We start from the raw sequence: 23,612 nt of genomic DNA, 5'->3' as shown, positions 1-23,612 counted from the left end.
TCCCTTTTTGCCCTGTTGGTCCGGCTTATCTGGTTGATCCCGCGGCACCTCTGCGTGCCGTGGCGGAGGCCCAAGCCTGGAACGCTTCTTCCAGACGCGCGTGGTTGTTGGCCCACCAGTCGGCATCCGACAGGATGTAGAGGTTTTCCTCGTAGGCAGGGCCGTTGGGAATGCGTTGCAACACGTCGTCCGACAAAAGCGCCAGCGAGGATTTCCGCGTCGGACCGTTCGGCAGGTACCCCACCATGTCGGCCAGTGCGTTCGAACTGCTGGCAAAGCGGATGAACTCGACTGCGGCGTCCTTGTTCTGGCTGCCCTTGGGTATGCCGAACAGGTCCAGTTCGATCACGCGCCCGTCCATGTTGACGGTGAAATCCGCGCCTTCTTCCTGCGCGGCAGTGGCGCCAGTGGTTGCCCAGATCGACGACATCGCGACCTCACCCGCATTCAGCAGGCGCACCGGTTCGCGCCCGGTTTCCCAGATCTGCAGGCCCGGGCGGATCTCCTCCATCTTCTTCAGTGCCCGTTCGACGCCCCCGTCGGTTTCCAGCGATGCATAGACCTCTTCGCGCGGGACGCCATCGGCCATCAGGGCCCATTCCATGATCACCGTTGGATCGTTTCGAATGGCGCGCGGCCCCGGATAGGTCTCAGTGTCGAAGAAATCGGCGATGGTCGAGGGCGGCGTCTCCGCGAATTGCGAGTTATTATAGGCATACGCCGTGCCCCAGACGATGACACCAACGCCGCAATCGTTCAGCGCGCCTTCGACAAAGTCCTCGCGGAACGGGGTGCCGTCGACACCGTCGGGCAGTTCGATATCCGAGATATCCTCCAGCAGACCTTCCTTGCAGGCCCGCAGTGAATCCGCCTGGGTCAGGTCAATCACATCCCAGATCACATTGGCGCTTTCGACCTGGTCGCGAATCTCCGAAATGCCACCATTATAATGCGCCACGTGAACTTTCGAGCCACTCTCGGCCTCGTAGGGTCGCACGAAACCCAGCATCTGGCTGCGCATGTAGGGACCGGTCCACGAAGTGAAGGTTATCTCTGGCATTGCGGCCGGCTGCACGGGCGCTGTTGCGGCAGTCTCCTGCGCCCCGGCGGCACCGATTGACATCGCCGTGATAAGCGCCGCCAATCCGAACGGGCGTCCGTTGGATGCAATTGATCTACAAAAGACCATTAAGTGTCCTCCCTTTTCCAAGGCTGGTTTTTTGTGACTTGACCCGGTCAAGTCGTCTGGTGGGGTCTTTGGACCCGAACGTCAGCAATTGAATGCCCCTACGGCAACTTACTTCGATCATCGGTCATATGGCCAACGACCATTGGGGAAATGCGACCACTTTGCACAGGATAGCGACCGATCCGTTGCAAAGGTGACAGCCTTAAGGCCACCAAGACCCCTACAAAACTGCTGCTCAGGCAGTGTGCAGGGCTTGCACTGCAAGACCTGATTCCGGGCAAGATGAGGGCAAAGAAGGCAGTCGCGTCCTGCAATGAACGCCCATATTGTTGACCGAATTGTGGTCTGGCGCGCGCGTGGTCCGATTGGAACGCCGCCAATGAGGACTGTTGGTGACCCGGGTGAAGATGATGACACAGACGCCCGCTAACGCGGGTACGCACCTTTGATCGGGTTCCCAGTTATGGAAGACCCAGTCGAGGGTAAACGAACACCTCCAAAAAAATTTGCAGAGGCGGATACCATGGCGGATGACAAAGAGCGCCGTACCTCTTTTTTAATTTTAACTTCAATATGTTGGGGAAAGCTTTTGGTAGCCCGTAGGGCTACCTACCCTGATTGTCATGTATTGCCAGCCAAGGAAAAGTATCAAGGAAATACAGATACCTTTGTGTTGTGCGTTGCCACCCGTGGTCGTACAATGACGAAAAGAATGTTGGGCATAATGGTAGGCAAACGAAAAGGCAGGCATCCGCAGAACGCGCTAACGGCACCGTTTGTTCGGTCAGCCAAGGGGCCAGCCCTCCATGCTGATGGCAATGGGTTGTATCTCAAAGTGGATGAAAGCGGTGCGCGCCGCTGGATTCAACGACTGATGATTCGGGGTAAGCGCCGAGAGATTGCGATAGGTGCCGTATCCCTTGTTTCGCTGTCCAGTGCCCGTGAAGCGGCGCTAGACAATCGCAGGATCGCGAGGGCAGGGGGCGACCCTCTGGCCGACAAACGCGAATCAGCGTCCATTCCTACATTTGAAGAAGCGGCGCGCGAGGTTCACAAGGCCAATAAAGCCTCATGGCGTAACCCCAAGCATGCACAAATCTACATGAGTTCCCTGGAAACCTACGCATTCCCGCACTTTGGACACATCAGCGTTGCCGAGGTTGATGGCTCTCAGGTTCTGACGGCCCTGCTGCCCATCTGGACATCCAAGCAAGATACCGCGCGGCGTGTACGTCAGCGGATTGCCACAGTGTTCAAGTGGGCGATTGCGAAGGGCTGGCGCACAGATAACCCGGCAGAGGCGGTCAAGGCCGTGCTGCCCAAGCAGGACAGAACCAAAAAGACCAACCGCAAGTCTCTGCCTTATGCGCAGGTTGCGGATTGCATCCAGAGTGTTCGCGATTCCGGCGCAGATCCGTCAACCAAGCTGGCCGTTGAATATCTAATCCACACAGCTGCCCGCTCAATCGAGGTTCGCGAGGCTGATTGGAGCGAGGTCAATCTAGATGAACGCTTATGGTCCGTTCCGGCGGCCCGGATGAAAATGGCCGCTGCGCATCAGGTGCCGCTCACAACCCGTGCGATTGAGGTATTGCGGCAGGCCCGCAAGCTGCACAAGGGAGACCTGGTTTTCCCCGGTCGAAACTTCGACAAACCGCTGAGTGATGCGACGTTGCTAAAGATAGTGCGCGAGCAGGGTTATGACTGCGACGTTCACGGGTTCCGGGCGTCGTTCAGGACATGGGCGCAGGAACAAACCAATTTTCCGCGAGAGGTCTGCGAAATGGCGTTGGCGCACAAGGTCGGCGACGACACAGAGACGGCGTATGCCCGTTCTGACCTGTTCGATAAGCGCCGCAGGCTGATGGATGCCTGGGCTTCATTTTTGGCGGGGCAGGAGGGCGAGATTATCAGCATCGCGGATCGAGCATGAGCGGCACTTACATACCTGCCCCCTATTGCGACTTCACCGAGGCGCGTTGGCGTGTCTATCGCGGTCTGTTTCCAAAGCCGGAAGATGACGATGGATTTCGCGAGGCTCTGGACCGGCACGCCGAATGGGTGACGGCCTCGATCAAAGCGTTGAGCGCGCATCTCGTCGATATGGGGCTTGATCCAGACGACAGCCTGAATTGGGATTCGCACAAAGCCCATGGTGTAAGAAGCGTGCGCGAGACTCCACCCGGCGCACGGAAGATTTTTGATGACGCCAGCGAAGCGCGGAAGATACGGAAAATCGCGGAGAAAGTGCGAGAAGGCCGGTTCGACCCGGTGTGGCGGTTTTGCCCGAAGGCAGACGAGCGTTCGCACGCGCCGCCGCCGCCAAGCCGGTTGAGTTCGTTCTATCGGTCGCGTTGGCATTCGATCCGCAACGCAATGCGGGACGCACTGTATCAGCAGCAGATAGCCGCATATTTCACAGACCGTACAGGCATTCACCAACTCAAAGACAACAACGTTTGGCTTGACGGTGAGATAGCAGGACGGGCGCTGGATAGTGGCAGAGTCGAGGTGTTTGCTAACAGTCAATCGCCAATGCCATCGGGAAGAGTGCAGATGATATTCAACCGCGACGAACTGGACAGGCGGTTTCCGGCACATGGCGCTGACGAGAAGAGGGACGACACGCCAGCCGATCAAGATGAAGCCCCAAGTCTCAGCTTGCCGCAACGGGTTGAGCGTTGGCTACGCGACCAGTTTGGCACGGTACGACCCGAAATGACCATTGATGAGATGCGGGTCGCCTATACTGCCGAAACGGGCGAGAAGGTGGGTTATTCAAACATGCAGCGAGCGGCGAAAGCGGTGTTTGGCCCAACGAAACCGTAACAGCCTTTGTGTCCGCTCGGTAATGGTCCGGTAAAATCCGTCAGCAGTCGGTAAAGTTCGGTAATTTGTTCGGTAAAGACAGCGGTAAAAACTATTTTTCAGATTACCGTGGTAAAAATTTCTTACATATTTTCAAGGCGCTAGATGCGCATATTATTGCGAACCATTGAAGCCGCAGGACACCAGTTGCCAGCGGCAAACAGTGGGAAAAGCGATGGTTGAGAAGCATTACCGCCGCAAGGAAGTCGAGGAAGTGACCGGCCTTTATCGACGGCAAAACCGCATTCAATGCCATGATGCAACAGCCCGACCAAGGCACATCAGCGATGCAAAACTATCAGTTCCTCGTATCTCAAGGCATGGACCCACAGGACGCCATGGGCCGCGCCTTCAGTGGCGGTGTGACAGTCAACACTGGCGAGACACAGACGGAATACGAAAAGGCCCGAGGCAAGGGGTTGGCCGAACGGATGCAGGGCATCCAGACCGATGCTACATCCGCTCTGAGCGCCCTCACGAGCCTTGACGTGATGGAACAGGCGATGAGTGATCCGGGGTTTTATTCCGGCGCGGGTGGCGACAATGCGTTGCTCTTGAAGCGGGTTGGCAAGACCCTGGGATTTGACGTGGACGGCATCGACTCGATGGAAACTTTCAACGCACAATCCAAGTCCGCCGCGCTGGACGTGATGGGCGGATCTCTGGGCACGGGGTTCTCGAACGCTGACCGGGATTTTGTCCTGGATCAGGTACCGAACCTCTCGAACACACCCGAAGGCAATCGGACCTTGATCGAGGTGCAGCGCCGCATCCAGCAGCGCAAAATTGATATCTCCCAGATGGCCCGTCAGTTCGAAGCAGAGAACGGCACGCTGCTTGGCTTCGATCAGGTCCTGGCACAATGGGCCGCGCAGAACCCGGTATTCGATCCGGGGTTTATGCAAGGCCTTTCGGCAGCGCCACAGGCGGCCCCAACGGTACGCATCTACAACCCGGAGACAGGGGGCTTCAATGACTGACGTTCAACTCCCAGACGGCACCATAGGCCGCTTCCCCGACCACATGGGCGACGAGGAAATCCTGCAAGCATTGCGCGAGCAGTTCCCGCCAACGCAGCCGCAGCGCAGTTTTGGGCAGACCGTGTACGAGAATGTCATTGGCTCCGCAGAGGTGGACACTCCCGGCGAAAGGTTTGGTGCTGCAGTCAATGATGCGGGTCAGGCTTTCATAGCGGGCGCATCGCGCGGAGTAACCGGTCTACTGGATATGGTCCCGAACGTGTTCAACGCGGCCAATGATGCGGCGGCAACCGGTCTTGAGGCCATGGGGGCGGATGAGGGGCTTGCACAGGGCCTCAGAGCGGCATTCCCCGTCCAGAGCAACAACGCCTCGCAACTGGCCTCAGACGCCACAGGAGGCGCGACAGAGTATCGAGGCGATAGCCGGGCATCCCGCATTGCATCGACCGTGGGTGAGTTCATGCCCCTCGCAATGGCTGGTGGCGCGCCTGTCTCGCTGGGCGTTATTCCCGGCGTGGCATCGGAACTCTCAGGAGAGGCCGCACAGGGCCAGACCATCCCCGGTAACATCCCGTTGGTTGGTGGGATGGATACAGAGCCGTTCGCCCGCGTGGGGGCTGCTGTGGCAGCTCCCAGCGCCCTGAACGCAGCACGCAGGGCCATCACGCCCAATCCGGCTGATCCGACCCGTGTGGCCGCGACAGAGAAGCTGAGGGCCGAAGGGGTAGACGTGACCGCCGGTCAGAAGACCGGTCGGGAGGCATTGAAGTATCGCGAGGCGCTTTCACCGCGTACTAACCAGATGGTTGCGGATCAGAACCAACAGTTTACCCGCGCGGCCCTAAAGCGGATCGGAGCGGATGCGGATCGCGCAACACCGCAGATTATGAGGGATGCCAAGGAGCGGATCGGCAAGACCTTCGCGGAGGTCACCTCTGATATCGAGTTGCTGCCCAATGACAGGATCTCCCAGGCTGCGCGCGACGTTGTTCGGACCTACGGCGAGAACACCGCCAAGACCAACATCGCACCTGTCATCCGCAATATCGCCGCAGAACTTGAGCCTGTTCAGAACGGTCTCTATCAGGCGATGAAGGGAACACAGTACAAGAACTATCGCAGTCAGCTTTCGAAGCTCACCACGTCCACGGACAGCCAGCTTGCAGAAGCCGCAAAGGATCTGATTGGCGTACTGGATGACGCGATGACCAACAGTCTGCTTGCCACGGGCAATACACAGGCCATGCGGACCCTGGCAGACGCCCGAAGCCAATGGCAAGACTTCCTCGCAATTGAGACGGCGGTATCGCGAGCGGGTGAAGACGCAGCAGCGGGCATTCTCAGCCCCCAGACACTCCGCAATGCCATCGCGGGTCAAAGCAGGCGCTCGTACACACAGGGGGAACGGGAGCTTGGCGAACTTGCACGGGCCGGGGCGACAGTGACGGGCAAGCTGCCTCAGACCGGGGCATTTCCCAGGGCTGGATTGGGTGCTGCTGGTGAGGCGGTACTTGGTCCAGGCGCTGGCGCTATGACATATGCACTGACCCGCGATCCAATTCTGTCGGCGACGGCAGGCATTGGTATGGGTGCGCTCCCAGCGGCTCGCAATGCAATGGCGGCAAGTCGAACCGGACAGGCCTATCTCGGAAATCAGTTGATTCAGGGCAGTACGCCAGTTGAACAATCGCTTATCCCACTGTTTTCGGGCGTTGCGTCTAGCCGATGAGGAAAGCCCCGATAAAGCCGAAGGGCAGAGCAAACCATCCGGCACCAGCGCTCAAAGCAAAAACGAACGCGAAGAGAAACAGAAGTCCGATAAATCTACCCATGGAGGCAATGTAAGCAATGCGCCCTTGCGGTTCCAGAGTCAGCATCCCGGCAGCGACAAGTTAGTTCAGAATATCAAACGATATCAAAGGCCGAACCCGGATAAAGTGACAGGGTGTGAATGACCGCGAATATGCACCAATCACGGTTGAGCGGATCCAGGGTGGCCCGTGTTCATAGAAGCCGTTTCTTCAGTTCCAAATACCCAGCAGTAAGCGATGAAAAAGAGGTTTCAAGCGCTTCTAACTGCTTCATTGACTGTGCCCGACAAAAGTCAGGAAGCATGTGGGCAGGGACTTCATTGTTCGATACTTCACTTAGGAATCCAAGGATGGTGTGGTTCTTTTGGTAGTAACCGGCGAAATCCACATGGTCGCTTGGTTCAGAGTGCGACACGTTTGCGCATAATATGCCCTCAAGCCCGCGCTCAAATGACTCGCTCGAAAACGTGTGTTTCTCCTTGAGTATTTTGATCGTCTCGCGGACCTTGGTTCGGGTTGACTGATTGAGCCTACGTTCCTTTAGCAAAAATCGTCGCGCCTCTTCCAATCCCGTCTCACCCTCATCGAGCATTTCGATCAGTTTGTCGAAGATCCGCACGAAGTCATTGAATACAGCTTCGGCCTGTTCAAACAGGGGCTGGACGATTTCTTCAAAGAACTTTCGGTCCTTCCGAGCCCTCCATTGAATGGCATCGGCAATGAACTGCAACAGCTTCAGAAATTCCATCTATCAACGGACCACATTTTCGAGCTCTACGTTTGACAGCTTAGCCGCGATTTTGTGCATGCGCCAATTTTTGCTCCGAGAAATACTGTTAGACGAAGGCGAGAGTGCGGTGAACAGGTCTGCACGTAACCCTAACGATCCTTAACCCAATTGAAGGATACGACCTGATTAGTCAGCGCACTGTTCCTTTGCTGGAAGTCCCCAGAAAATCCGTGCATGAGCATGAAGAGCCCGATTGTGCTTTTTCCGGCGCTTCGCATTCAAGCTTCGGCGTAACGCAAACCAGCTTCTCAGACGGCACAATGATGATGTAACCATCTTCTTCGAGGATGTAACCAGAGCTGTTGCCAGTACTTGATCCCCAGCCGCTCCCGTAGCTCGGCTGAGTCGGTGTTTGGGCTGGGCAACCGGGACCCGGACAGTCTGAGTCTGACCTGTTTGGCAGTGCTTCTTGCGCATGCAGAAGTGTCGCTGAAATAAGAGCAGCCAATGATATCGGAAGTAACAATTTCATGCTTCAATCTCGGCGTGGATGGTCGACACGACCTTTCTGCTTTCAACGGCAAACTCCGACCGTTCTGGCAGTTGATCCAAGTGCAGTTCGGAGCACCGCTCGTCCCATCGGAAGAAATCGCCAATCGCGGCTTGGGCGTCAGCCGAAAAGTATAGTTGGGCACTGACAAGGTTGTCGTGCAGTTCATCGCGCGCGTTGCTGCGTTCCTCAACGTAGCTTTTCTTTCGTTCAAACTCTACTTCGGTAAGCCCATCCGGCCTGCTTGCTTCTAGTTCGGCTATTGCTCTGAGGCGGTTCCACGCCTGAATGTATTTCTTCATGTTCTGTGCGACCTCTTCAGCCAATGCTAACTTTCGGTCTTCACGGGCGCGATGCCGGTTATACCGGTCCTGCCAGCGCGGAAAGAGGATAGACGCCATAAGGCCGCCAACAAAAATGGTAATAAGCGGCGGAGCCCACTTGGTTAGGGCTATGTAAGTTATTGAATGCTCATCCATAATCCTACCGAAGGCAAATTTGGTAACAAGTGGCAATCAAGGAGCGGGATCGTGCATCCTCGGTGCATTCTTTCGAATGCTTTGAGTTGGCTAATTAGTGTAACGTTGCACCCATTAGCCACTCCATCCGCTGTTGTCTCCATTTCCACCCTCCCACCCGTCGCCATTTCCGGTTCCTCCGTCGCTCCCTCCTCCCCAGTCCCCGCCATTGCCACCGCCATCGGAGTCCCTGCTATCGCCTTCGTCATCCTCCGGATTGTATGTGGGGCGCTCTGGCGGCGGCGTAGCAGCTGGGCAACCCGGACCGGGGCAGTCGTCATCTCTGTGCAAAGGAACAAGGTCTTGCGCTCCCGCTCGGTAAGCCAAGCAAGTCACTAAAAGGGCTATTGGCAATGCAGCTTTCATAGCAGCGGCCAGCGTTTCATATGCAGATCAAATGCCACAACTGTAACGTAATTCGGCGTTTGTGTCACATTGGGAGCCGGTGAGCCGACACAAGTGGGTCACGCTTTTCAGGATCAAGGAATGGATCAGCATTGGGAAAACTTCAACCACTGATCCATTCGGATCAACAATACCGCGCCCGCTTCAATCGAGATTTGGCGGCAGGCGTCTCAAGCTGGGCATACCGTCCACCTGAGTACCGGCGACAATCAAGGGCATGTCCGGCAGCTATCACAGCAGCCCCGATGTCTTTGCTATCGGCGTAACAGACCCCGACATACCGGTCATAGGTCTTCTCGCCCGTCAGGTCGCAGTACACGGCCTTGCCGCGCAGGAAGTTGGCCTGCAATTGCGTTTGCCAGTGCTTGCGTCGCATGTCACTGAGTCCACCAGTCCGAACATTGAACTGTATCGGCCTTTGGCGGGCGATAGGATAGGCAATAATAGCGCGCAGCCGTACGGATGTCTTTTGGGGCTCTTCCTGACCAATCACGTTGCGCCTCGCCGCCAGCCCAGACGTTGATAAACACTTTTTGAGGGTGGGAAGGGATTGATGTCTCGTCCGAGTTCACTCGCAGAAGCTGCCGTCCGTCCGCATACCAAGTCAAGTTGTCTGGTAGCCATTCAAAAGCATATAGATGTGGCCCCTCGGCCGCATCGAATCCAAGATTGACTGAATGACCCGAGAACTTTTCCCCGTTTACGAAGGTTCCAAGCAAAACCTTGGTTGTGTCTCCGCCCAAGAACTCGAAATCAATCTCGTCATGGGGCGTTTCGAAGTGGGGACCAGTGTAGGTGAAGAAAGATGAGATTACTCCCTCTCCGCGTGCCGCAGTCATAACAACTTCATAGCGACCATAAGACGTACGGCCGGGACGCTGCACTTCGCCGCTTTCGTGGTGCTTGCCCGTGCCGTTTTCTGCGGGGTAAAAGGATAGGACGAGCGCGCCATCGACCGGATCATAGTGCACGGCGTCGCGGCTCCAAATGGTATCGATCCAAGCGGCTTTGTTCTTGTAACTAGAGATATACCAGCTCTCGGATATCAGGTCATCTGAGTATGAAACAAAACCCTCGTATTGAGTTTCAGCGGAGGCTGACTTCAAAAAGACTGCTAAGGAGACCAAAGCGAACAAGCCAATGATGAATCTCTGAACAAAATTGCAAACAGGCATCGTGTTGTATCCAAATACTTCGCCTTTAACCTAATCGGCCTTCGCCCAAAAGGTAACAGAATTTCGTCAGCGTTGGGCCACTAGGGTCGAGCAGCTAACCGTCCTGTGTGCCACCCCTCGCCACAACCTCAAGCACTCCATCAGGCAACGGTCGCTGTAACGCCCCAGCTTCTTCCCATGGCGCTGTCAGCCATGCCTCGACCTCATCGGACGTTTGCAGGATCACCGGCATGGCCTTGGGATGGATCGCGCCCACTACGTCATTTGGTTCGGTGGTTAGGAAGCCGTAGAGATCAGCATTTACCTCGCCTTCCTTGAGCTTGCGCACGCTGGTCCAATTCGTCCAGACGCCTGCGAAGAACATCAGTGGTCGATCCTCGTTGGCTGCAAACCAGACCTGCTCCGATTTCCCCTCTGCGTTCCGTCCCGGCTCTGAGAATGAGGTGAACGGCACCACACAACGATGCTCCACAGCCAACCAGCGCCGCCAGTGGGGGCTTTTTGTGTTGCGGACGTTCGTGACGCCACGATCCACCTTCTTGCCCTTCAGGGCGAAAGCAGGGCTTGGCATGCCCCATCGGCACATTGCCAGTTCCCGTTGGCCGTCGTGGTTGCGGACAACAGGGGCCGCGTAATCGGGGTAGATGCCGGTCTGTGGCGGCATGTTTCCGACCGCAGGCGTGGCCGTCATGGCCCTGGTGAAGTCAAGAACCGCCTGACGGGCAGATGTGTGTGAGTAAAGGTTACACAAGGATATGTTGGCCCCTTAAGGTTTGTTCGAAGTCATCGACTCGGAGATAATGCCATGTTGACGTCAGAAAGCTACGTAGATGCTATGAAGCAGTTCTCGGACACAATGAAGTCGTGCGTAACGATTGCCTCTGCTGCATTGATATTCCCAATTACGGTATTAAGGGCAACCAGCACGGATTCACCGTTGGAGTTCAACGCTTTCCTCGTCATCGCATGGTTTTCACTTGGTTTGGCGGTGGTTTGTGGTCTGGTGTATCAGGTTATTTCTGCGCGCCGTATCGCGAGAACCCTTGGCCTTCCTTCCAGAAGTATCGGAGGCCTTTCCCGCCCTGAGAATTTCTACAACGCAACTCTCATAGCGCTAATTGTCGGGATACTGCTTCTGGTCATGGCTCTTGTAAGCTAGTTGCAGGAGACGATACGCTTGGAATTCTCCCCGCAATCCCACGCGGCTAGTTATCACCCAGCATCACCGTCTTCCATGTCTGGATCAGCTTTGCGGGGCGACGCACAGGCAGCTTTCCCAGTTCTTCCTGTCGCGGCATCCGCGCCCGCATATCCACATACTCCCGGCCATGCTTGTGACAGGGCATCACCGGTTCATGCATCGGCCAGTCTGGACCAACGATGTCAACGAGGTCTGAGGCAAGGAAATGGACCTTACGGCGGCAAAGGTTGCACCGAAGCGTGACAATCATGTTGTCGCTCGCAGCATCCCGCAACGTGCGGAAGTTTCCAGGGTACGGATGAGCAGGCGGATGAGAGACAGGCATGTTAAGAACATAAAGGGAACATTGCAACTTGCCCAAGCTGAAAATCGCCCCTAGCTTTCCCGTCATGCGAACGAAATCCCGATCCCGAAAGAAAGCCGCTGACGAACTGTTCTACCCGCTCCGGGTCCGGGTGCTGGTTCCAGTCGATGGTTTTGGGCGGTGGTGTGGAGATATTGACCAGTGGATGAATGAGCGCGCAGGAAGGGGCATGTGGGGGCAGAATGCCGATTGCACAGCTAGGTACGACCTCAGAGACACTACGGCCTTCTACATGGCAGATCCGAGGCTTTTGGTGCCGTTTCTTGAGGCGTTCGGCCTTGAATTGGCACAGGGTGAACCAGAGCGCCCCGGTGAAAGTTCGTTCAGGCTGATGGGGCCGAAGTCGGGGCTGAATCGATAGCGTTTCAAGCGAACTCAAATGTGGGGGCAGGGGAACCAAAGTTCATTGATTGTCCCCCTGCCAATCTAAGACGCATCAACCGATTTTTCAGTTTTGCCCGCGCTATTCTGAACACTCATAACTGAAGCTAGCCGCACCGTCAGAAACGTCCTCAATTACCACCGAGCATGTGCTACCAATATCAAAGCTATCTCCTGACGAGCCTGTGGACAGGTTTTGACCGTTTACTGCAAAGCGCACTTTGCCGCCTTCGGTAACTGAACCCACAAAAATTCGTGCCGATCCGTCGCCGAGGATGACTGTATTGCCAGCCGTAACTGCATTAGAGACCGATATTTCCGATCCACAAGCAGCACTCACGCGAACATGCCCTCGGTCTATGTCATCGACCCGAACGCGGCACTCGTCTTCACCTACTGAAACCGGAGTGGACCTGCGCACCGGCAGACTGACCATACTTCCGTTGATGGACAGGCGCGCAGCTTCTTCGCTGACCAAAGAGATGAACACGCGAATAGCCCCTTCTTTGAGCAGTGCAGTGCCGCCTGCCACATAGCCCTCTGGCGCTGGCAAGGCATCACCGCAAATTGCAGAAAGGGCTGCGCCATCGGCTGACACGCTGTCGAGCATGAGCTTGCAGTGGCTATCACCAACCGGCAGAACCAAACCGCTTCCGGCTGTCAGTGTTTTTGTCTCTTGCCCTATAGACACGACTGCTTGCCCGCTGTCGGGAATGAGTCGCGACACGAATACAGCTAACGCACCGTCATCAAAAATCGCCGTCTCGCCCGGCTTAAAACCATTTGAGACCGCATTGCTTGCTGTTGTTGCGATTGCGTCGGACGCTGTTGTGTCCGCTCCAGCTTCGGTGTCACTAGCTGGTGCGGTATCTGCTTGAGCAGGCTCAGAAGGCCGAACCATGGCCATAGTCGCCACCTCTGCCGATTGGACGGCTTTTTCCAAGGCGGCCTCCGTTTGCGCTATTCTGTCATGAATGCCGCTAATCTCTCCGGTGACCGAGGCAGATTTCTCCGAGAGCGCATCAATGTCCCCTCGCAGGCCGCCAAGATCCTCAACACGGGATTCCAACGATGCCAGATCCTCAGCCTTCGCCGAAGACGCCGTCTTCTCTGTGACCTCGCTCAACGAAGATTCAAGCTGACCAATTTTGCTTTCAAGTACCGAGATTTTATCTTCAGCGCCTGCAAGAGCTTCTGCGACGATGTCGTGAACATCCACGTCCTCACGACCGGACGAAACCAATGCAATCACCATCAAAATGGCCACCACGCCTCCCAATCCCATAGCAATTTTTCTCTGGTCCAAAACCGTTTCCTCCCTGGTCAGCTACTCACTCACAACACAATAGAATGATTCCGGGCAGTTTCGCACGACCGACGTGCGGACTTTTGGCAAGCACCCAACTCGTTGCCGCTGAAACTAACTCACCGCGAGTATTGGCAAGGATCTGGTTAGGTCGAAACTGGTGTCCCAGCACATGTTCGAGCGATCCGCAAATCGGGTGTTGTTTCGGTGACCCGTGTAGCAGAAGTCGCAGATGTAGCAGGGGCGGGGGCCGATACTGTTTTTTGGGTAAGCGCCGAGTTGGGGTTTACTTCCAGCGTGTGCGGCGGAATTCCAAGCCAAGGATTGCGCGACTCACCCTGTATAGATACAATTCTGGGTAGTGACGTTGCTCTTCCAGGAGAGTGACGAGTTATGAAGCCACCGACAGGCCCCCAATCGTCGGTGGCTTCGCTTTTCAGGCATCGAAACACTCGTTTAGCAAGATTAGCGGGAATAGCTTAGAAAAGAGCGAAACCGCAGCCCCTTGCCCTCGATCACCCCACCACCACAAACCTGCCTTACGCGAGCCACACTCACCCGCCACACCTATAGCAAGTGTCGTTGCCAGCCCTGTAACGGTGACGATATTGAGGCTACCGGCATTTATTCCTCTGCCGGTGGTTTCGCTTTTTTGGGCCTCCGGCTTTTGCATCTTAATCAGTTTTGACGCGCTGATGAGGTACCTATGTAGCAGATGCAGCAGGGGCAATCCGCCGGAATTGTGTGTGCCAGAAGGTAGGCGAAGCGCAGCAGCTTGCCTGGTCTGCTTTTGAGGTTTTTGAGGTGGTTTTCTTTCGGGAGCACAGTGCTTAGCCTGAGCATTAACCACAATTTCAAAGAGGTGTGGGCATGGGTGACAACCTGACTGACCTACGGGCCATTGTTGATGATGAGATCAATAGTGCAAAGCGACAGCACGAGTGGAACAATCTTCTACATATTATCTCTATCGCTGTAGTCATAATCTCTGGAGGTCTAACGACCTATTTCGCTGCAACCAAGCTGGATTCACAGTACATCACCGCTGGCCTAGCTTTTTTGACGACAATCGCGGGAACGTTCGAGAAGACATTTTCGTTCGGAAAAAACGCGGCTGGGTATCGCGATGCCAAGACGCGCTTTCAGAACCTGCGTCTGGAATTCGTTCGTCGCGAGGGCGAGTTGACCGAGCCCGAGCGCGACGCATTGATTGACGAGCTAAGGAGCATCCGTTTGCTGAAGGCTGAACTAACTTCATCAAACTGAAGATCAATCGTTACTGGAGCTTTGAGCAAGCGCCACCCCCGGGCCGGCAGCAACTTCGCCACTGTCAAGGAACTGAATGCCTTGGGTTTCGAGTGCTGATCGAATCTTGCTTGCCGTATCCTTGCGGCCCCCGACTGGACCGTCTCCTGTCTCTAGTCTGGCTATGGTTGGATAGGAAACGCCAGATTGTTCCGCCAGATCCATTTGGGACCAATCCAGCAATGCTCTTGCGGCTTTGATTTGCCTAATTGATAGAATTTCTATTGACATTTGCGCTGCTCGATATGATATGATTTCTATCATTACCACAATCGGAGGCCAACACAATGGCAGAACAACGCGCCAGCGCGACCAATACCGTCATGCTCGACAGCCAGAAAGGCACGAGCCCGTCCGATAAGACCCAGGCAATCAAAGACGAGAAGCTGAAAATCGAGGTGGACGCGATGACCTTGAGCGGTCTCACCAAAGCCCTTGATGCACTGACATGGGATGACAACGGCATGGAGAACCCCGAGGCCGTCAGCGCACTTATTCGCACCATCAACACGCGTTCTGAGGCGTTGATGGAACGCATTGAACAACTGGACATCTGAAGGAGGAAAGCACAATGAACGATGAAACCATTTGCGCAAGAGAACTGACGAACAACAGGCTCTACGGCGTCGAGGATCTTCTGACCATCGAGCATCGTATTGACGCTTTCTGCGATTGGAACGACTGCGAGCCACCTGACCTGAGTTTTGACGATGACGGCTCCCTGCTTCTGACCGACAACATTGTGGGTTGGTGCCGGGAACAGGGCGCAAGCATCGACTGGATTGTTTGCGGTGATCCGAAGGGAATGGTCAGAACATATCGTAAGGCATGCGAAGAATTCAGGCCGGTTAAGGAGAACTTGAAGGAACTGGACCCCGAGCAGATGCGCGTCTTCACGGTGTCCATCAAGGCTTACATCGCTGGCCTCGCCCCGCTTGAACAGACCATCGAAGCGTCAAAGGCGGCCTTGGCAGAAATAAGGGAGACAGCAGCATGACTGACCTCATGGCAAGAACATTGGATGCCAAATTGTCGAAAGCTGATGAAGGCGCGGTGCTGCTGCACGGCCTTCTGCAAGGGCTTGAAATCCTGGTTGATGAGGTGTTGGGCCGTGATGAACCGGAGATGCGCGCAAGGAACGCCTTGGCCGCGCTGTCTGGTCACGTGGTCGAAATCGCGGACAGCCTGACCGACAATGTGCAGTTGGCACAGGATTTGGAACGCAAACTGACAAGGGAGAGCGCCAAAGCGGCTTAGTTGAGATTAACCGGGGCGCAGTGTTCTTTGCGTCCCTTTTTGTAACGAGTGTTTTCATGAGTTTTTACCAAGTGAACCGGAGCTGGTCGGATCAGTTCCTGCCGGAGATTAGGCGCATTGTCGGGGGCCACTTGCTCAAGGCCGCGCCTGATCCCCTCGACCACTTTCAGGCTACGGATCTGGTCATGCTGGACGCAAAGGACATGCGCATCGCCGCCCGCGTCAGACGTCCCGGATACTCGATGCTCTACCCCAACCAGTTCACCATCCGCGCACAGGTTCCGTCAGGCGCACAGACCGAGCTATCTAAGATAGTGAACGGCTACGGGGATTGGATGTTCTACGGCCATGCAGGCACCGATGGTCGAACTCTGCAAAACTGGTGGCTGATAGACCTACGTGCCTTCAGGGCTTCATTGATCCGCCACGGCATCAATGGCACGTCTATTCGGATGGGCGACAAGCGAAACCCGGACGGGACGTGCTTCAAGTGGTTTGATATCCGGTCGTTCCCAGATAATCCGCCGTTGGTGGTGGCGAGCTCTTAAGACCCAGCCAAACTTTCTTCCTCAACCGTGACCTACTTCACTGAAGGCCAGCAGGGTCTTAAGTCATACTGGAATTGTTAAGTGGTTACGTCTGTGAGACGTCAGTTCAATTGTTTCCCCAAAGGATACGGGCACGCATCAGGGCGTGCCCGTTCTTCTTTGGCTGAGGTTGCTGAAGACGAGCACTTGGGCAAAGACCAATCTGAAGTCCAGATAGCAATGCCATTGCTACCCTGTCCGGACATGTGGTCGATATCGTGGACAACCTGACCCGAGAGATTCAGAGGGCGCAGCCTCTACTCAATCCGGTAGGCGACAACCGTGTTGTTGCGCATCATCGGCACTATTAGCAGGGATTGGTCGGGAATGTACTCGAGGTCAGCGCTACCCATATCAAGGTCAAGTAGCATCTCTTTGCTCCCGTCTTCAGCGATACGATAAACAGCCCCAGCGATCCAGTCTGAAACAATCCAGTTGCCCTTGCCGTCGGGTTCCAGCCCATCGAGATTGCCTACAGGATCGCCGGAACCCAAGGGTGACACGCTGCCGGTTTCGACATCAACAGTAATCAGGTGGCCACCAGTCTTGGTAGTGAAATCCTTCTGCAGGTCGAGACCCCACGGCGCGACGAGCAGATTGCCTTCGCGCATGTTGAGGCCGTTGGGGTGCTGTAGCGCCTCGCCTTCTGCAAGGACAGAGAGCTCGCCATCAGCCAGAACATGGATCTTGTCCGCTATCATATCTGAAACATAGACTCTTCCCGACCCGTCGAGCGCAGTGTCGTTGAGGAAGATTGCGCCTTCGGCATCCCACGACCCGGAAATTTCACCCGACTCGATGTCGATTGCAACCAGCCGGTCAATATCGCTTACGTAAAGAGTGTCGCCGTCGCTCACCAAGCCCTTGGGCGCATCCATCCCGGTGACCCATTTTGCCTCCTGCATCTGTCCGTCGCGACTGACGCGCGAAATATATCCGTTGCCGTCCTTGGCCGTTGGTTCGCCGTTGATGTTGGAAACGTAGAGAATGTCGCGTGCCTCATCAAAGAAGACACTCTCAGGAGTCTCTAGTCCTTCCAGCGTCCAGACGACCTCCTGTGCTGACGCTGACAAACCAACCAGATTTCCTGCAAAAACGACTGCGAATGCTGAAATAAAGCGCATAATAACCCTCCCTGGAATATGGATATGACAACAGTGTCAGGCCCGATTGCGTAGCGTCAACTTTATTCCTCCCACGAGCGGGAAGGGCTGCTCGCTGAAGGTATTTCATGCTCAACACTTCATCTCTCAGAAAAGACCAAAGTGTTGCGCCGATCCGTTGAAGCCACGCCGGGCTGCCGACCTTGGTGCAACGTCCCGACTTCTCTTAGTTGGTGGTCGGTGTCACACCCTAAGATTACCCTAATGCACCTGTCCTGGCTCCAAGGTGCGGATATGTGCCATGGACCAGTTTGGCGAGAGCATCGATTTTGAGTTGTTGGGTGAAATGTTGGGTATCGCTGAGAAGCCCATTGGAAAGCTATTGTTTTTCAGCGTGTTGGGGAAAGCTTTTGGTAGCCCGTAGGGGAATCGAACCCCTCTTTCCAGGTTGAAAACCTGGCGTCCTAACCGATAGACGAACGGGCCACTCTAGCTTGTGGAGGGGCTTTTACGGTCTAGCGGGTAACCCTGCAAGCGGAAAAACGAGCTTTTTGGGGATTTTTTTGCCATCGCAATTTTTAGATTTTGTTTCAGTTGCTTACGGTCTCTGCCGCATCGTCCAGACGTAGCTGGACGCTCTGGCGGCCGCCCCAGCTGTTGATCTCCAGCCGGCCCGCGACGTGAAAACGCGCGCCGCCATGGTTGCTGAGCCGGGGACCCAGATCGCTGTCGAAAGCACCAAAGGCGATAGCATCGATGCCGCCCGACATTCCATCGGTCAGCGACAGTTTCAGGTGCGACTCTCCCACCCTTTTGGCGAAGCGCACCGCAAGGTCGGGCAAGGCGAAACGCGGGGCTGAGGCGCTGGCGCCGAAGGGGCCGGCCTGTTCCAGCCTCTCGATCAACTCTACGGTGGCGGCCCCCGGCATCAGCGTGCCGTCCAGCCGCAGGTCGCGGGGGCCGCCCTGGCCAGCGCCCTGTTTGGCCAGCAGTTCCGACAACCGTTCCATCGCCGGTTCCAGCTTGTTGCGCATCACCGTCAGACCAGCGGCCATCTTGTGGCCGCCACCCTTGACCAGCAGCCCTTCGGCGGCCAGCCGTTGGATTGAAGCGCCCAGATCGACGCCGGGCACCGAGCGGCCCGAGCCCTTGCCCTCATCCCCGTCAAAACCGATCACGATCGCGGGGCGGTTGGCGGTTTCCTTCAGACGTGAGGCGACGATGCCGACCACGCCGGGGTGCCAGCCCTCTCCAGCGGCCCAGACCAGCGGAGCGTCCAGCCCGCGTTCTTCGGCCTGTGCCAGCGCTGCGGCGCGAACGGCATTCTCGATCTCGCGCCGTTCGGTGTTCAACTGGTCCAACTGCTGCGCCAGCACTTCCGCTTCGACCATCGAGTTGGTGGCCAGTAGCCGCGCGCCCAGATCGGCCTTGCCGATCCGCCCGCCCGCATTGACGCGCGGGCCCAGCAGAAAGCCCAGATGGTAGGAGTTCGGCGCTGTCTCCATCCGCGCGATGTCGGACAGGGCAACGAGACCGGGGCGCTGGCGTGCCGCCATGACCTTGAGCCCCTGCCGTACCAGCGCGCGGTTTGCGCCCACCAGCGGGGCGACATCGGCCACCGTGGCAAGCGCAACCAGATCCAGCATCGCCAACAGATCGGGGCCGGTCGGCTGGCCTGCATCACGCAATTGCCGCCGCGCCTCTACCAGCATCAAGAACACCACGGCGGCGGCGCAGAGGTAACTCAGATCGCCGCTTTCGTCCTGCCGGTTGGGGTTCACCACCGCCATGCAGTCGGGCAGGGTTTCGGCACCCAGATGGTGGTCCAGTACGATCACATCCGCCCCCTTGGCCGCCGCAATCGGTTCATGGCTGAGCGTGCCGCAATCGACGCAGATGATTAGGTCATGGGACCCGGCCAGGTCCGCCATGGCGGGGGCGTTGGGGCCATAGCCTTCGTCGATGCGGTCGGGCACGTACAGCGTCGCCTTCAGGCCCATCTGCTGCAGCCAAACCAGCAACAGGGCCGCTGAACTGCCGCCATCCACATCGTAATCGGCAAAGACCGCGATCCTTTGCCGTTTGGAGACGGCATAAAGGAACCGGGCGGCGGCGGCTTCCATGTCCTTCAAGCCGCGCGGGTCGGGCAGCAGGTCTTTCAGGGTTGGTTGCAGGAACCCCTTGGCCTCGATCGCGGGGACGCCGCGCCGGGCCAGTACCTTGCAGACCGCATCGGGCAGGTCCGCCTGTTGCCGGATCATGTTGGCGGCCCGGTCCGTGTCTGCTGACGGTCCCACCCAACGGCGACCGGTCAGCGATGTCTCAACCCCAAGAAAGCTCATGACCCCGTGTTCTCACTCTTGCCCGGACATGACAAGGCCGGACCTCGTCGGGCCCGGCCTGTGTTTTTGACCAACGCGGCGCTGAGCGCGCGGTTACTGATGCGAATCCAGCGGGGTCCGGTAGGACATCCGGCGCACCGAGCCGGTCTTGGAGCGCATCAGCAGCGTGGTGGTCTCGACCCAGCCCGGCTCGCGCTTGATGCGCGGCAGCAGCGAGCCGCCGGTGACGCCGGTTGCGGCAAAGATCACATCCGCCGTCACCATCTCGTCCCGGGCATAGATACGGTCCAGATCGGTGATCCCGGCCTTGGCGGCGCGGCCCTTCTCGTCATCGTTGCGGAAGACGAGCCGGCCAAAGATCTGCCCGCCCATGCATTTCAGCGCAGCAGCGGCCAGCACACCCTCGGGCGCGCCACCCTGGCCCATGTACATGTCGATGCCGGTGATTTCGCTTTCGGCGCAATGCATCACACCGGCCACATCGCCATCGGTGATCAGCCGGATCGACGCGCCGGTGTCGCGCACTTCTGCGATCATCTGCTCGTGGCGCGGACGTTCCAGAATGCAGACGGTGATATCAGCGGCGGTGCAGTTCTTGGCCTTGGCCAGCGCCTCGACCCGTTCTACCGGGCTCATGTCGAGCGAGACGACGCCCTCGGGGAACCCCGGACCAACGGCAAGCTTGTCCATATAGACGTCTGGCGCATGCAACATCGAACCGCGCGGACCCATGGCAATCACGGTCAACGCGTTGGGCATGTCCTTGGCGGTCAGCGTGGTGCCTTCCAGCGGGTCCAGCGCGATGTCGACGCCGGGGCCGTCGCCCGAGCCGACTTCTTCGCCGATATAGAGCATCGGCGCCTCGTCGCGCTCGCCTTCGCCAATCACCACAACACCGGCGATATCCAGCAGATTCAGCTGTTCGCGCATGGCGTTCACCGCCGCCTGATCGGCGGCTTTTTCGTCGCCTCGTCCCACAAGCGAGGCCGAGGCCAGCGCCGCCTGTTCGGCCACGCGGGCAAGCCCGAGCGACAGCATCCGGTCATTGAAATCATATTTGGCGGGGCTCATTGCAAAGTCCTTTGGTCATTTGAACAGGTGTTTCGGGCATAGCGCGACGGGCAAGGCCACGGCAAGAGAATTGGCGGAGCAGGGCAAATGCCCTCCGGCTGGCTCAGACCTCTTCTATCCTTAGCGCCACCGGTTGACCTGCGATGACATCGGTTTGGTCGAAAGCCTCGAGCGCGTCATCGAGAGCGGCGCGCGTGGTCTTGTGGGTCACGATCAGCACCGGCGCCTTGACGTCGCTATGGCCATACTGGCGCATCCGGTCGATGGACACACCCGCGTCGCCGAGGATCGCCGCCACCTTGGCCAGCGCACCGGGCTTGTCCAGCAGCGCCATGCGCAGGTAATAGGGCGCGGGAAGGCCGGTGCGGGCGGGTTGCGCCGCCTCCAGCGTGGTTGCGGGCTGTCCGAATGTCGAGATATGCAACCCCCGCGCCAGATCGCAGATATCACCGACAACGGCGCTGGCGGTGGGGCCTTCGCCCGCACCGGGGCCGCGCAGCACGATCTGCTCGACCGCGTCGCCCTCGATCACCACCATGTTGGTGCCACCCTCAAGCTGGCCCAGCGGCGAATGAGCAGGCACCAGACAGGGCTGCATGCGCTGTTCCAGACCGCGCGCGGTGCGCTGGGCGACACCCAGCAGCTTGATGCGAAAGCCCATATCAGCGGCCTGATGGATGTCTTCCAGGCTGATCCGCTGGATGCCTTCCAGCACAACGTCATCAAAGTTCGGTTTGGTTCCGAAAGCGATCGAGGCCAGCAGCGCCAGCTTGTGCCCGGCATCGATGCCGCCCACGTCCAGATTGGGGTCGGCCTCCAGATAGCCAAGCCGCCCGGCCTCTTCAAAAAGCGCGTTATAGCCCAGCCCGTCGGCCTCCATCCGGGTCAGGATATAGTTGCAGGTGCCGTTCATCACTCCCATGACGCGGGTGATCTGATTGCCTGCCAGTCCTTCGGTGAGCGCCTTGATCACCGGGATGCCACCCGCGACGGCGGCCTCAAAGCGGATTACGTGACCGGAGGCCTCGGCCTGTTCGGCCAGCGCCTGGCCATGGATGGCCAGCAGTGCCTTGTTGGCGGTGACCACATCCTTGCCAGCAGCCAGCGCCGCCTCGGTCGCGTCTTTCGCAGCCCCTTCCGAGCCGCCCATCAACTCGACAAAGATATCCACATCATCGCGCTTGGCCAGCGCAACCGGGTCAGTCTCCCACGCGTAAGAGGACAGGGCCACACCGCGATCCTTGCCCGCGTCGCGGGCCGACACGGCGGTGATCTCGATCCGACGTCCGGTGCGTTTTTCCAGAAGGTCGGCCTGACGGCGGATGATCTTGACGACCCCGGTGCCGACGGTTCCCAAACCTGCAATTCCTAACCGCAGCGGCTGCGCCATGTTTCAACGGTCCTTTCTGCTCGTATTGGCCGCGCCTAAGTTGCGGCATATCGGTTGCGACCGTGCCTTAGCGGGTTCACCGGGCCGGTGCAATGGAGCGCGGCTGCTTATTCTGTGATGTCGGGCGTGGAGGTGGCTTCATCAGGCTGAGGGGCCTGCAATTGCCGTGCCCGTTTCTGCAAGGCTGCGGCGCGCGCATCCAGCTCCTGCTCGATTTCCTTGGCTTCGGATTCCGGGTCGACCGGGGGTCCGAGCGCCTTGTCCAACTCAATGAGTTTGGGAAACCTGGCATCGCGCAGTTGCGGGCTCAGCTCGTCTTCAAGCTCGGGCACATTGGTGCAGGCGGTCGCCGCCAGCAGTGTTGCACCCACCAACAAGAAAGATCGTCCCATCATAACCGCTCATCCTTCCACATCTTGGTGATGCAACGGCGCAGCCCCGTACGCAAGCGGGGTTTTATCTGAACGCACGTTCATATAGCATGTCCCAATGGCACGTACCCAAGGCTCTCATTCCGACATAACCGGCCCGCGCATTCAGGCGGCGGCGCTGGAACTATTTGCCCAGCATGGCTATGCCGCCGTTTCGATGCGCCAAATCGCGGCGCAGGTGGGGGTGCAGGCCGGGGCGCTTTACAACTACATTCCCGACAAGCAGACCCTGTTGTTCCGTCTTATGCGGGACCATATGGAGACGCTGTTGGACACGCGGCGCACGCAGGCGGGTCAGGGCGAACCCGAGGCGCGGTTGCGCGATTTCGTGCGCTTTCACATCCGCTTTCATTTGGAACGGCCCGACGCGGTGTTCATCGCCTACATGGAGCTGCGCAACCTCACGCCTGAAAACTTCGCCGGGATCGAGGAGTTGCGCGGAGACTATGAGAGCGATCTGGAAAACATCCTGCGCGATGGCAGTATTGCGGGGGTGTTTTCGGTGCCCGACACCAAGCTGGCCACGCTGGGCGTCATTGCCATGCTGAACGGGGTCAACACCTGGTACCGCAGCGGCGGGCGGTTGTCGCTGGACGAGGTCGAGGCAGTCTATTGGTCTATGGTGCGCAAGGCGGTGGCCGCCTGACA

General features: G+C 57.6%; 26 protein-coding genes and 1 tRNA gene. 12 read left to right on the top strand and 15 right to left on the bottom strand.

Annotated elements, in window-relative coordinates; translation table 11 throughout:
- Positions 1-25 precede the first annotated feature (25 nt).
- Positions 26-1,060 carry an extracellular solute-binding protein gene (locus AB1E33_RS03090; RefSeq protein ID WP_372575778.1) on the bottom strand — a complete coding sequence of 345 codons (1,035 nt, stop codon included), beginning with the start codon at positions 1,058-1,060 and terminating at the stop codon, positions 26-28.
- A gap of 652 nt (positions 1,061-1,712) precedes the next feature.
- On the opposite strand from AB1E33_RS03090, the gene AB1E33_RS03085 reads away from it, so the two are divergent.
- The 4 genes from AB1E33_RS03085 to AB1E33_RS03070 all read left to right on the top strand — a co-directional run bounded on the left by AB1E33_RS03085 (position 1,713) and on the right by AB1E33_RS03070 (position 6,766).
- Positions 1,713-3,122, top strand: a complete 1,410-nt coding sequence (locus AB1E33_RS03085) for a tyrosine-type recombinase/integrase (RefSeq protein ID WP_372575777.1) — start codon at positions 1,713-1,715, stop codon at positions 3,120-3,122.
- A 128-nt stretch (positions 3,123-3,250) separates the two neighbouring features.
- Positions 3,251-4,018, top strand: a complete 768-nt coding sequence (locus AB1E33_RS03080; RefSeq protein ID WP_372575776.1) for a hypothetical protein — start codon at positions 3,251-3,253, stop codon at positions 4,016-4,018.
- A gap of 326 nt (positions 4,019-4,344) precedes the next feature.
- Positions 4,345-5,037, top strand: a complete 693-nt coding sequence (locus tag AB1E33_RS03075; RefSeq protein WP_372575775.1) for a hypothetical protein — start codon at positions 4,345-4,347, stop codon at positions 5,035-5,037.
- On the top strand, positions 5,030-6,766 hold the full coding sequence (locus AB1E33_RS03070) for a hypothetical protein (RefSeq protein ID WP_372575774.1): 1,737 nt from the start codon (positions 5,030-5,032) through the stop codon (positions 6,764-6,766). The genes AB1E33_RS03075 and AB1E33_RS03070 overlap by 8 nt, the downstream gene beginning before the upstream one ends.
- A gap of 275 nt (positions 6,767-7,041) precedes the next feature.
- Here AB1E33_RS03070 and AB1E33_RS03065 read toward each other — a convergent pair whose 3' ends face one another.
- The 5 genes from AB1E33_RS03065 to AB1E33_RS03045 all read right to left on the bottom strand — a co-directional run bounded on the left by AB1E33_RS03065 (position 7,042) and on the right by AB1E33_RS03045 (position 10,977).
- Positions 7,042-7,596, bottom strand: coding sequence for a hypothetical protein (locus AB1E33_RS03065; protein ID WP_372575773.1), 555 nt, complete (start codon positions 7,594-7,596; stop codon positions 7,042-7,044).
- 510 nt (positions 7,597-8,106) lie between these two features.
- Entirely contained in the window at positions 8,107-8,607 is a 501-nt protein-coding gene (locus tag AB1E33_RS03060; RefSeq protein WP_372575772.1) for a hypothetical protein, read from the bottom strand.
- Positions 8,608-9,175: 568 nt separating this feature from the next.
- Complete coding sequence (locus tag AB1E33_RS03055; protein ID WP_372575771.1) at positions 9,176-9,427, bottom strand: thermonuclease family protein; 252 nt, start codon at positions 9,425-9,427, stop codon at positions 9,176-9,178.
- A gap of 1 nt (position 9,428) precedes the next feature.
- Positions 9,429-10,226 carry a family 16 glycosylhydrolase gene (locus tag AB1E33_RS03050; RefSeq protein ID WP_372575770.1) on the bottom strand — a complete coding sequence of 266 codons (798 nt, stop codon included), beginning with the start codon at positions 10,224-10,226 and terminating at the stop codon, positions 9,429-9,431.
- 94 nt (positions 10,227-10,320) lie between these two features.
- A complete protein-coding gene (locus AB1E33_RS03045) occupies positions 10,321-10,977 on the bottom strand; it encodes an SOS response-associated peptidase (protein WP_372575769.1) in 657 nt (218 codons plus the stop codon).
- A 54-nt stretch (positions 10,978-11,031) separates the two neighbouring features.
- On the opposite strand from AB1E33_RS03045, the gene AB1E33_RS03040 reads away from it, so the two are divergent.
- Positions 11,032-11,385, top strand: coding sequence for a hypothetical protein (locus AB1E33_RS03040; RefSeq protein ID WP_372575768.1), 354 nt, complete (start codon positions 11,032-11,034; stop codon positions 11,383-11,385).
- A 46-nt stretch (positions 11,386-11,431) separates the two neighbouring features.
- On the opposite strand, the gene AB1E33_RS03035 is transcribed toward AB1E33_RS03040, so the two are convergent.
- Together AB1E33_RS03035 and AB1E33_RS03030 are read right to left on the bottom strand one after the other, a co-directional pair.
- Entirely contained in the window at positions 11,432-11,677 is a 246-nt protein-coding gene (locus AB1E33_RS03035; RefSeq protein WP_372575767.1) for a hypothetical protein, read from the bottom strand.
- Between the two features lie 577 nt (positions 11,678-12,254).
- On the bottom strand, positions 12,255-13,478 hold the full coding sequence (locus AB1E33_RS03030) for a hypothetical protein (RefSeq protein WP_372575766.1): 1,224 nt from the start codon (positions 13,476-13,478) through the stop codon (positions 12,255-12,257).
- Positions 13,479-14,348: 870 nt separating this feature from the next.
- Between AB1E33_RS03030 and AB1E33_RS03025 the strand changes: the two genes are divergently transcribed.
- On the top strand, positions 14,349-14,744 hold the full coding sequence (locus AB1E33_RS03025) for a hypothetical protein (RefSeq protein ID WP_372575765.1): 396 nt from the start codon (positions 14,349-14,351) through the stop codon (positions 14,742-14,744).
- Between the two features lie 3 nt (positions 14,745-14,747).
- Here the strand turns inward: AB1E33_RS03025 and AB1E33_RS03020 are convergent, their stop codons facing one another.
- Positions 14,748-15,014 carry a helix-turn-helix transcriptional regulator gene (locus AB1E33_RS03020; RefSeq protein ID WP_372575764.1) on the bottom strand — a complete coding sequence of 89 codons (267 nt, stop codon included), beginning with the start codon at positions 15,012-15,014 and terminating at the stop codon, positions 14,748-14,750.
- 56 nt (positions 15,015-15,070) lie between these two features.
- Here AB1E33_RS03020 and AB1E33_RS03015 point away from each other — a divergent pair, with 56 nt between their 5' ends.
- From AB1E33_RS03015 to AB1E33_RS03000, 4 genes are read left to right on the top strand one after another with little or no spacing between them, the layout of a single operon-like run.
- On the top strand, positions 15,071-15,340 hold the full coding sequence (locus AB1E33_RS03015) for a hypothetical protein (protein WP_372575763.1): 270 nt from the start codon (positions 15,071-15,073) through the stop codon (positions 15,338-15,340).
- A gap of 14 nt (positions 15,341-15,354) precedes the next feature.
- Positions 15,355-15,780 (top strand): hypothetical protein, encoded by a 426-nt coding sequence (locus tag AB1E33_RS03010; RefSeq protein WP_372575762.1) that lies wholly within the window; start codon positions 15,355-15,357, stop codon positions 15,778-15,780.
- Complete coding sequence (locus AB1E33_RS03005; protein ID WP_372575761.1) at positions 15,777-16,040, top strand: hypothetical protein; 264 nt, start codon at positions 15,777-15,779, stop codon at positions 16,038-16,040. Before AB1E33_RS03010 ends, AB1E33_RS03005 begins: the two co-directional genes overlap by 4 nt.
- 56 nt (positions 16,041-16,096) lie before the next feature.
- Positions 16,097-16,588 (top strand): hypothetical protein, encoded by a 492-nt coding sequence (locus tag AB1E33_RS03000; protein ID WP_372575760.1) that lies wholly within the window; start codon positions 16,097-16,099, stop codon positions 16,586-16,588.
- A gap of 296 nt (positions 16,589-16,884) precedes the next feature.
- Here the strand turns inward: AB1E33_RS03000 and AB1E33_RS02995 are convergent, their stop codons facing one another.
- The gene (locus AB1E33_RS02995) at positions 16,885-17,751 is read right to left on the bottom strand and encodes an SMP-30/gluconolactonase/LRE family protein (RefSeq protein ID WP_372575759.1); all 867 of its coding nucleotides are present in this window, start codon (positions 17,749-17,751) and stop codon (positions 16,885-16,887) included.
- 280 nt (positions 17,752-18,031) lie between these two features.
- Between AB1E33_RS02995 and AB1E33_RS02990 the strand changes: the two genes are divergently transcribed.
- A complete protein-coding gene (locus AB1E33_RS02990; RefSeq protein WP_372575758.1) occupies positions 18,032-18,154 on the top strand; it encodes a hypothetical protein in 123 nt (40 codons plus the stop codon).
- Here AB1E33_RS02990 and AB1E33_RS02985 read toward each other — a convergent pair.
- From AB1E33_RS02985 to AB1E33_RS02965, 5 genes are all read right to left on the bottom strand, one after another.
- Positions 18,142-18,216, bottom strand: a tRNA-Glu gene (locus AB1E33_RS02985). The two genes, AB1E33_RS02990 and AB1E33_RS02985, sit on opposite strands and share 13 nt — an antisense overlap.
- A 104-nt stretch (positions 18,217-18,320) precedes the next feature.
- A complete protein-coding gene (recJ, locus tag AB1E33_RS02980; RefSeq protein WP_372575757.1) occupies positions 18,321-20,072 on the bottom strand; it encodes a single-stranded-DNA-specific exonuclease RecJ in 1,752 nt (583 codons plus the stop codon).
- A gap of 93 nt (positions 20,073-20,165) precedes the next feature.
- Positions 20,166-21,143, bottom strand: a complete 978-nt coding sequence (glpX, locus tag AB1E33_RS02975) for a class II fructose-bisphosphatase (RefSeq protein ID WP_372575756.1) — start codon at positions 21,141-21,143, stop codon at positions 20,166-20,168.
- Positions 21,144-21,246: 103 nt separating this feature from the next.
- Positions 21,247-22,533: a homoserine dehydrogenase gene (locus tag AB1E33_RS02970; RefSeq protein ID WP_372575755.1), complete on the bottom strand. Its 1,287-nt coding sequence runs from the start codon at positions 22,531-22,533 to the stop codon at positions 21,247-21,249.
- Between the two features lie 107 nt (positions 22,534-22,640).
- The gene (locus AB1E33_RS02965) at positions 22,641-22,928 is read right to left on the bottom strand and encodes a hypothetical protein (RefSeq protein WP_372575754.1); all 288 of its coding nucleotides are present in this window, start codon (positions 22,926-22,928) and stop codon (positions 22,641-22,643) included.
- A 94-nt stretch (positions 22,929-23,022) separates the two neighbouring features.
- Here AB1E33_RS02965 and AB1E33_RS02960 point away from each other — a divergent pair, with 94 nt between their 5' ends.
- Positions 23,023-23,610, top strand: a complete 588-nt coding sequence (locus AB1E33_RS02960; protein ID WP_372575753.1) for a TetR/AcrR family transcriptional regulator — start codon at positions 23,023-23,025, stop codon at positions 23,608-23,610.
- The last annotated feature ends 2 nt before the right edge of the window (positions 23,611-23,612 follow it).

Origin of the sequence: Ruegeria hyattellae, from assembly GCF_041537925.1 — a bacterium.
GTDB lineage: Bacteria > Pseudomonadota > Alphaproteobacteria > Rhodobacterales > Rhodobacteraceae > Ruegeria_C.
This window is presented reverse-complemented; position numbering and strand designations above follow the sequence as displayed.

Bases quoted from the DNA above. Each gene is read 5' to 3' on its own strand.
- AB1E33_RS03015 (WP_372575763.1), top strand. From the start codon at position 15,071: ATGGCAGAACAACGCGCCAGCGCGACCAATACCGTCATGCTCGACAGC.
- AB1E33_RS03025 (WP_372575765.1), top strand. From the start codon at position 14,349: ATGGGTGACAACCTGACTGACCTACGGGCCATTGTTGATGATGAGATC.
- AB1E33_RS03060 (WP_372575772.1), bottom strand. From the start codon at position 8,607: ATGGATGAGCATTCAATAACTTACATAGCCCTAACCAAGTGGGCTCCG.
- glpX (WP_372575756.1), bottom strand. From the start codon at position 21,143: ATGAGCCCCGCCAAATATGATTTCAATGACCGGATGCTGTCGCTCGGG.
- AB1E33_RS03055 (WP_372575771.1), bottom strand. From the start codon at position 9,427: ATGCGACGCAAGCACTGGCAAACGCAATTGCAGGCCAACTTCCTGCGC.
- AB1E33_RS02965 (WP_372575754.1), bottom strand. From the start codon at position 22,928: ATGATGGGACGATCTTTCTTGTTGGTGGGTGCAACACTGCTGGCGGCG.
- AB1E33_RS03000 (WP_372575760.1), top strand. From the start codon at position 16,097: ATGAGTTTTTACCAAGTGAACCGGAGCTGGTCGGATCAGTTCCTGCCG.
- AB1E33_RS03010 (WP_372575762.1), top strand. From the start codon at position 15,355: ATGAACGATGAAACCATTTGCGCAAGAGAACTGACGAACAACAGGCTC.
- AB1E33_RS02960 (WP_372575753.1), top strand. From the start codon at position 23,023: ATGGCACGTACCCAAGGCTCTCATTCCGACATAACCGGCCCGCGCATT.
- AB1E33_RS03090 (WP_372575778.1), bottom strand. From the start codon at position 1,060: ATGCCAGAGATAACCTTCACTTCGTGGACCGGTCCCTACATGCGCAGC.
- AB1E33_RS02995 (WP_372575759.1), bottom strand. From the start codon at position 17,751: ATGCGCTTTATTTCAGCATTCGCAGTCGTTTTTGCAGGAAATCTGGTT.
- AB1E33_RS02970 (WP_372575755.1), bottom strand. From the start codon at position 22,533: ATGGCGCAGCCGCTGCGGTTAGGAATTGCAGGTTTGGGAACCGTCGGC.
- AB1E33_RS03070 (WP_372575774.1), top strand. From the start codon at position 5,030: ATGACTGACGTTCAACTCCCAGACGGCACCATAGGCCGCTTCCCCGAC.
- AB1E33_RS03020 (WP_372575764.1), bottom strand. From the start codon at position 15,014: ATGTCAATAGAAATTCTATCAATTAGGCAAATCAAAGCCGCAAGAGCA.
- AB1E33_RS03035 (WP_372575767.1), bottom strand. From the start codon at position 11,677: ATGATTGTCACGCTTCGGTGCAACCTTTGCCGCCGTAAGGTCCATTTC.
- AB1E33_RS03065 (WP_372575773.1), bottom strand. From the start codon at position 7,596: ATGGAATTTCTGAAGCTGTTGCAGTTCATTGCCGATGCCATTCAATGG.
- AB1E33_RS03050 (WP_372575770.1), bottom strand. From the start codon at position 10,226: ATGCCTGTTTGCAATTTTGTTCAGAGATTCATCATTGGCTTGTTCGCT.
- AB1E33_RS03075 (WP_372575775.1), top strand. From the start codon at position 4,345: ATGCAAAACTATCAGTTCCTCGTATCTCAAGGCATGGACCCACAGGAC.
- recJ (WP_372575757.1), bottom strand. From the start codon at position 20,072: ATGAGCTTTCTTGGGGTTGAGACATCGCTGACCGGTCGCCGTTGGGTG.
- AB1E33_RS03005 (WP_372575761.1), top strand. From the start codon at position 15,777: ATGACTGACCTCATGGCAAGAACATTGGATGCCAAATTGTCGAAAGCT.
- AB1E33_RS03085 (WP_372575777.1), top strand. From the start codon at position 1,713: ATGGCGGATGACAAAGAGCGCCGTACCTCTTTTTTAATTTTAACTTCA.
- AB1E33_RS03040 (WP_372575768.1), top strand. From the start codon at position 11,032: ATGTTGACGTCAGAAAGCTACGTAGATGCTATGAAGCAGTTCTCGGAC.
- AB1E33_RS02990 (WP_372575758.1), top strand. From the start codon at position 18,032: ATGGACCAGTTTGGCGAGAGCATCGATTTTGAGTTGTTGGGTGAAATG.